At 63.1% G+C, this 6499-nt stretch carries 6 protein-coding genes; all 6 read right to left on the bottom strand.

The window, feature by feature from the left end:
• Window positions 1–153 precede the first annotated feature (153 nt).
• The 6 genes from VGO04_RS21460 to VGO04_RS21435 all read right to left on the bottom strand — a co-directional run bounded on the left by VGO04_RS21460 (window position 154) and on the right by VGO04_RS21435 (window position 6369).
• Window positions 154–1221 carry a sn-glycerol-3-phosphate ABC transporter ATP-binding protein UgpC gene (locus tag VGO04_RS21460; protein WP_327497975.1) on the bottom strand — a complete coding sequence of 356 codons (1068 nt, stop codon included), beginning with the start codon at window positions 1219–1221 and terminating at the stop codon, window positions 154–156.
• 11 nt (window positions 1222–1232) lie between these two features.
• The gene (locus VGO04_RS21455) at window positions 1233–2063 is read right to left on the bottom strand and encodes a carbohydrate ABC transporter permease (protein WP_327497974.1); all 831 of its coding nucleotides are present in this window, start codon (window positions 2061–2063) and stop codon (window positions 1233–1235) included.
• Window positions 2064–2067: 4 nt separating this feature from the next.
• On the bottom strand, window positions 2068–3003 hold the full coding sequence (locus VGO04_RS21450) for a sugar ABC transporter permease (RefSeq protein WP_327497973.1): 936 nt from the start codon (window positions 3001–3003) through the stop codon (window positions 2068–2070).
• 148 nt (window positions 3004–3151) lie between these two features.
• Complete coding sequence (locus VGO04_RS21445; protein WP_327497972.1) at window positions 3152–4414, bottom strand: sugar ABC transporter substrate-binding protein; 1263 nt, start codon at window positions 4412–4414, stop codon at window positions 3152–3154.
• A 69-nt stretch (window positions 4415–4483) separates the two neighbouring features.
• Window positions 4484–5656 carry a PLP-dependent transferase gene (locus VGO04_RS21440; RefSeq protein ID WP_327497971.1) on the bottom strand — a complete coding sequence of 391 codons (1173 nt, stop codon included), beginning with the start codon at window positions 5654–5656 and terminating at the stop codon, window positions 4484–4486.
• Window positions 5653–6369: a FadR/GntR family transcriptional regulator gene (locus VGO04_RS21435; protein ID WP_327497970.1), complete on the bottom strand. Its 717-nt coding sequence runs from the start codon at window positions 6367–6369 to the stop codon at window positions 5653–5655. The genes VGO04_RS21440 and VGO04_RS21435 overlap by 4 nt, the downstream gene beginning before the upstream one ends.
• Window positions 6370–6499: the final 130 nt, after the last annotated feature.

Here is a 6499-nt window from a genome sequence, read left to right as displayed (position 1 = left end):
TCGTTTTGGCGGTGCTTGCTTCTCTTAAGTTGGCGCCACGGCGGTTGATACTTGCGACACGACGACGGTACGCCTCGCTTTGTGGAAGTCAACCGGCGCAGCCGACAGGTCGCCGGCTGCGCCTAAATTTTCACCAATGATCTTGTCGCACGGTCAGACGCGATTGCCCTCGGCGTTGAAGAAGTGCAGCCGCTCGACCGGCAGGCGCACGGGAAGCGTGCCCGAAGCGTTGAGGAACCGGCGGTCGTTGGTGAAGGCCTTGAAGCCGGCGCGACCGAAGGACAAGTGCAGGATGATGCCGAAACCTGTGGGCTCGACGAGATCGACATTGGCCTGAAGCGCGTCCGGTCCCTCGGCGCCGATTTCGACATGTTCCGGGCGGATGCCGAGCGTCGCGCGGGAGCCCTCGGACAAGGCAGGATGTTGCTGCGCGGGAATAGTGACGCCGCCTTCCGTCTCGAAGCGTGGGGCGGTGCCGTCGCGGTAGGTGCCTTCGAAGAAGTTCATGCCGGGCGAGCCGATGAAACCGGCGACGAAGAGATTGGCCGGGCGGTCGTAGAGATCGAGCGGGCTGCCGACCTGCTGCACGAAGCCGCCGTTCATGGCGACGATGCGGTCGGCGAGCGTCATCGCCTCGATCTGGTCATGAGTGACGTAGATCGAGGTGGCGCCGAGGTCCTTGTGCAGCTTCTTGATTTCGGCGCGCATCTGCTCGCGCAGGCGCGCGTCGAGGTTCGACAGCGGCTCGTCGAAGAGAAACGCCTTGGGTTCGCGCACAATGGCGCGGCCCATGGCGACGCGCTGGCGCTGGCCGCCTGAAAGCGCGCGCGGGCGCCGTTCGAGCAACGGATCGAGGCCGAGCTTGGCGGCAGCCCCCGAGACGACGCTTGCGATCTTCTCCTTGGCAGTTTTCCGGAGCCTCAGGCTGTAGCTCATGTTCTTGGCGACCGACATGTGCGGGTAGAGCGCATAGGACTGGAACACCATGGCGATGTCGCGGTCCTTCGGCGCCAGCTCGTTGACGCGTTTTCCGGCAATGCGGATTTCGCCCGAGGTGACGCTTTCGAGGCCTGCGATCATGCGCAGCAGCGTGGACTTGCCGCAGCCGGAGGGGCCGACGAGCACGACGAACTCGCCGTCGCCGATCTTCAGGTCCACATCGTGCAGGACTGGGTGGATGCCGTAGGATTTCTGGATGTTGGCGATATCGATGGAAGCCATGGGAACAATCCTCAGCCTTTGACCGCGCCGGCCGTGAGGCCCTGGACGAGATAGCGTTGAATGAGCAGGAAAAAGAGGCAGGCGGGGATGAGCGCGAGCACGCCGGCCGCCATCATCTGCCCGAAGTCGACCGAGAACTTCGACACGAAGGACAGAAGCCCGACAGGGAAGGTTGCCTGGTCGTTGCCGGAGATCAGCATCAGCGAAAACAGAAGTTCGCTCCAGGCGGCGGTAAAGACGAAGCCGAGCGTGGCGGCGATGCCCGGAAGCGTCAGCGGCAGGATGATCTGGCGGAAGGCGACGAACTGGGTGGCGCCGTCGATCATTGCCGCTTCCTCCAGATCCTTCGGAATGCCGTCGAAGAAAGACTGCATCAGGAAGGTGGCGAAGGGCACGTTGAAGGCGGTGTAGACGATGACGAGGCCGGTGAGGCTGTTGGTGAGCCCGAGCGGCGACAGGATCTTGAAGATCGGCGCCACCAGCATGACCAGCGGGAACATCTGCGTCAGGAGCATCAGTGCCACCAGCCAGTACTTGCCGCGGAAATTGAAGCGCGACAGCGCGTAGCCGGAGAGCGAGGCAAGGATCGTGACGATGACGGCGGTCGAGCCGGCGACGATCAGGCTGTTCTTGAAGAACACCGGAAAGGCGCTGTGGCGCAGCACGAAATCGAAATGTTCGAGGCTCGCGCGCGACGGCCACATCCGGATGCCTTCGGAGTAGAGCAGGTCGTTCGGGGTGACGGCGACCTTCAGGAGCCAGTAGAGCGGGAACAGCGCAAAGGCGATATAGGCGAGGATGGCCAGCCGGTGCGCGATGGTGAGGAAGAGTTTGGCGCGCATCGGTTCAATCCTTGCTCAGAAGCCATTGCCGCAGGATGACGATCAGCATCGAATAGGCGAGCAGCAGGGCCAGAAGCACGAGCGCGATCGCTGAGGCGTAACCGAAATCCAGCCGCTTGAAGGCCTGGGTGAAGATGTAGCTGGCGACGATCTGGGTGCGGTCGGCCGGCCCGCCATTGGTCATGACGATGATCAGGTCGGCGAAGTTGGAGATCCAGACGGTGCGCAAGAGAATGGTGATGGCGATGGTCGGCGCCAGGAACGGCAGCGTGATCGACATAAAGCGCTGGACCGGTCCGGCGCCGTCGATGCTGGCGGCCTCATAGAGGTCGCGCGGGATCGCCTGGAGGGCGGCAAGCAGCGTGATCGCGAAGAAGGGTATGCCCCACCAGACATTGGCGATGATCGGCCCCCACATGGCAAGCTGCGGGTCTGACAGGATATTGGACGGCTCGCTCATGAGGCCAAGTGCGTAGAACCAGTGCGGCAGGGGTCCGACGACCGGGTTGAACAGCCACGCCCAATTGAGGCCGGCAAGGAAGCTCGGCACCGCCCACGGCAGGAAGACAAGCGCCTGGGCAAGGCCTCGGCCGTAGAAGGGTTTGTCGAGCAACAGCGCGAGGATCAGACCGAAGATGAACTGGAAGAACACCGACGCGCCGGTCCACCAGAGTGTGTTGCGCAGCGCCCGGTAGAAGGCCTGGTCCTCGGACAGCGCCCGGAAATGATCGAGCCCGATATAGGCGCCGGAAAACGGGTTCAAGAGCTGGATGTCGCGGAAGGCGTAGGAAACGCCGAGCACCAGCGGCACCAGCATCACGGTGACGATCAGGATCAGCGCCGGCGCGCTGTAGAGATAGGGTGCGGCGCCATCGGCGATGCGCTTTTTCAGCGGCGTCCTGCTTGCCGGCAGGCCGCTTTGGCGGGCGACATAGGCCATCGATCGAAATTTCCCCTGTGCGGTCGCCGGTTTTTTAGGGCGTACCTCGTTTCGTCAGTCGGAGCGGGATGCGGACGGAGACCGCGCACACGTCATTCCGCTTGAGATCAAGAGGGCCGGCGGCAGCAAGCCACCGCCGGCCGAAGGCTTACTTCTTGCTGGCGAGGAACTTCTGCTGCGCCTTGGTGAGGTAGTCGGCCCACTGGTCGGCGAGTTCCTGCGGTGCGATGTCGCCGAGCAGCGCTTCCTGGGTCGTCTTGATGGCGAGCGAATCCTTGAAGAAGGCGAATTCTTCCAGGTAGGTCGGCATGACCGTCAGGACGACGTCCTTGTCGGCGAGCTCGTCGAACCAGCCCTTGAACTGCGGGCTTGCGTAGAATGGATCCTTCTCGGCCGACTTGTGCACTGGCAGTGCGCCGGTGCGCTTGTTCCACTCGATGTTGCCTTCCGGCCCCTCGAGCGTCTCGATCAGCTTCCAGGAGAGATCCTTGTTCTGGCTTGCCGACAGCATCGACCAGCCGGCAAAGCCGATGGTGGTAAACGCCTTGCCGCTCGGGCCCTTCGGCATGGTGGTGACGCCGAAGTCTTCCGACTTCATCCGCTCGGCGATCGCGATCAACGCGTCCGGATCCTGGTCGAGGAAGGCGCAGGTGCCGCTATAGAAACCGGCGACGATTTCGTTGAAGCCCCAGTTGACGCTATCCTTCGGAGCCAGCCCCTTCTTGTAGAGGTCGATCACCCAGGTGAGGCCCTTGACCCAGCCTTCGCTGTTCATCGTCGAGGTGCCGTCCTCGTTGAAGAAGGTGTTGCTGCCGGCCATGGTGGCGCCGAACATCACCCAGCCGTTGAGACCGCCCGGACCGCCGCGCAGGCAGTAGCCGGACTTGCCCGGAAGCTTCGAGACAGCTTCGGACGCCTTGACGAAATCGTCCATGGTCTTCGGCGGCTCGCTGACGCCTGCCTCCGACAACAGCTTCTTGTTGTAGAACATCGCGCGCAGGTAGAAGCCATAGGGCAGCATATAGGCGGTGTCGTTGATATCGCGGCCGAGTTCGAGCGCGCGCTCCGTCAGCCCGCCCGTGTGTTCCCACTTGGCGAGGTAAGGCTCGAGGCTTTCGAGCATGCCGTTGTTGGCATAGAGCGACAGCCAGGTGTCGGGCATTTCCATCACGTCAGGCAGCTCGCCGGCCGAAACCATGGTGGCGAATTTCTGGAAGGCTTCGCCCCAGGGAAGCGAGATGATCTCGACGGTCGTGCCGGGGTTGGCGGCCTCGAACTTGGCGACGATCGACTTCAGCGTCTCGGTGCGCTCGGGGCTGGTGATGACCTCGACCAGCTTCAGCTTGGTGTCGGCAAGCGCGCTTCCGGCCATGAGCGTGGCGAGAAGCGTGGCAGTGATCAGTTTCTTCATTTCTGTTCCCTCTTTTCTTCGTTGGTTTGGTTCAAAGTGGGGAGAAGCGGGATTGTCGTCCCGCTCCTGTCAGTCAGTCGAAGCGACGGCGAGCGCCGCTTCGAGATCGCTCCAGAGGGCCTCCGTTCCCTCCAGGCCGACATGGAGCCGTACCGACCGCGGCGAGATGCCGAAGGCGGCCGCGGAATTGGGCTGGGCTTTCTGCGACAGCACGACTTCGCCCGGCACGATGAGGCTTTCATGTCCGCCCCAGGAAACGCCGAGCTTGAAGAGTTCGAGATGATCGGCGAAGCGCCTGACGTCGACGCCCTCGCGGAAGATGAAGGAGAAGAGGCCGGACGTGCCGGAAAGGCCCGGTGGCAGCGTATTGCCGAGCCCGGGGTGGCAGACTTTTTCGACCAGCGGATGGGCCTGCAGCCGCCGCGCGACTTCGAGCGCCGAGCGTTCATGCGACTTCATGCGGATCGGCAAAGTGCGCAGGCCGCGGATCAGGAGCCAGGCATCGAAAGGCGAAAGCTTGCCGCCGAGATAGGGATAGGCCTCCGAGCGGATGCGGCCGATCAGTTCCTTCGAGCCGGTGACGACACCGGCGACGACGTCCGAGTGGCCGCCGAGATATTTGGAGGCCGAATGAATGACGAGATCGACGCCGAGTGCGATCGGCTGCTGGAAGATCGGGCTTGCCCAGCTATTGTCGATCGCGGTGATGATGCCCTGGTCCTTGGCAAGGCGGGCGAGGGAAGCGACGTCGTGAGTGTCCATCACCCAGCTCGTCGGGCTTTCCATGTAGAAGAGCTTGGCGCCGGGCAGCGCCTTGGCGACCGCCTCCTCGTCGCGCCCGTCGACATAGGTCACCTCGATCTTCATGCGCTTCAGGTGCGTCCCGAACAGGCGGAAGGCGTCGGGATAGACATGGTTGACGGCGACGATGCGGTCGCCCGGCTCGACGAAGGAGAGCACGGTGGAGGAGATCGCCGACATGCCGCTCGCAAACCCGATCGCGTCCTCGCCGCCTTCGAGTTTCGCCAGCATCTCCTCGAACATGCGCACCGTCGGGTTGAGGCCGCGGGTATAGATCGGCCGCACGCGTTCGCCTTTGTAGGACGCGACCATGTCGTCGTAATCCTTGAAGGTGAAGAGCGAGGTCTGCACGATCGGCGGCACGACGGCATCGAAGGCGTGGCCTTCGTCATGTGCGACGATCAGCGAGGCATGGTCGAACGGATCGAGGCCGTTGGTCATTTGGACATTTCCTTGATGTCTTCCTCGACGATCGCGAGGATTTTCAGTGTTTCTTCGCGCGCGGTGTCAGGGTCCTGAGCGGCGATCGCGTTGAAGAGGGTGCGGTGGAAGGGGAAAGAGCGACGGGCGAAGTCCGTGCGGTCGAAAGGGTGGTCCCAGAAGCGTTCGAAGGCTTCGCGCATCTGCTCGAGAAGCTGCCGGAAGAGCGGATTGTGGGTGGCGTCGTAGATTGCCAGGTGAAAGGCGAGGTCTTCCGGGCCCGACGTGCCCTTAGCGATATGCACCCGCTCCATCTCGTTGAGCTTGATTTCGATCACCTTCAGGTCGTCGTCGGTGCGCCGGCGGGCCGCGACCATGTTGGCCTCGACCTCGATGCCGCGGCGAACCTCGAGCGTCATCAGCAGCACGTCGCGTAAGTGCGCGGTGTCAAGCGTCAGCGGCATATGGACGGTGGCGCCGGAGATCGTGCGCAGGAGATAGGTGCCGCTACCCTTTCGCGCCTCGACGACACCGAGCGCCTGGAAGTGGCGGATGACTTCGCGGATGGTGGAGCGACCGACGGCCAGCGCCGTCATCAGTTCGCGTTCTGCCGGCAGACGGTCGCCCGGTTTCAGGCCTGAATGCTGGACGTAGTCGGCGAGCGCCGCAATGACCTGCTGCGCCCGGTCGGCGGGCGGCAATGGCAGAAGCGCGGCTCTGGCTTGTTCAGTCATTCAGCCTCCCCCTCGGTGCCAAATTGGTCTGACATCTGATCAATATGATCAAGGTAAAGGGGGTGGTCAAGCGAGAACTTAAAAAGCTCCGTGCCGGTTGACCCGGACGCCGGCAGGCGTAGACAGGGGG

The organism is Ensifer sp. (assembly GCF_035999185.1).
Lineage (GTDB): Bacteria > Pseudomonadota > Alphaproteobacteria > Rhizobiales > Rhizobiaceae > Ensifer.
Note: the sequence above shows the minus strand (reverse complement) of the source record. Positions and strands in the feature narration are given on the sequence as shown.

What these genes read in the sequence shown, in the direction of transcription:
- VGO04_RS21460 (WP_327497975.1), bottom strand. Translation starts at nt 1,221, where the DNA reads ATGGCTTCCATCGATATCGCCAACATCCAGAAATCCTACGGCATCCAC.
- VGO04_RS21455 (WP_327497974.1), bottom strand. Translation starts at nt 2,063, where the DNA reads ATGCGCGCCAAACTCTTCCTCACCATCGCGCACCGGCTGGCCATCCTC.
- VGO04_RS21450 (WP_327497973.1), bottom strand. Translation starts at nt 3,003, where the DNA reads ATGGCCTATGTCGCCCGCCAAAGCGGCCTGCCGGCAAGCAGGACGCCG.
- VGO04_RS21445 (WP_327497972.1), bottom strand. Translation starts at nt 4,414, where the DNA reads ATGAAGAAACTGATCACTGCCACGCTTCTCGCCACGCTCATGGCCGGA.
- VGO04_RS21440 (WP_327497971.1), bottom strand. Translation starts at nt 5,656, where the DNA reads ATGACCAACGGCCTCGATCCGTTCGACCATGCCTCGCTGATCGTCGCA.
- VGO04_RS21435 (WP_327497970.1), bottom strand. Translation starts at nt 6,369, where the DNA reads ATGACTGAACAAGCCAGAGCCGCGCTTCTGCCATTGCCGCCCGCCGAC.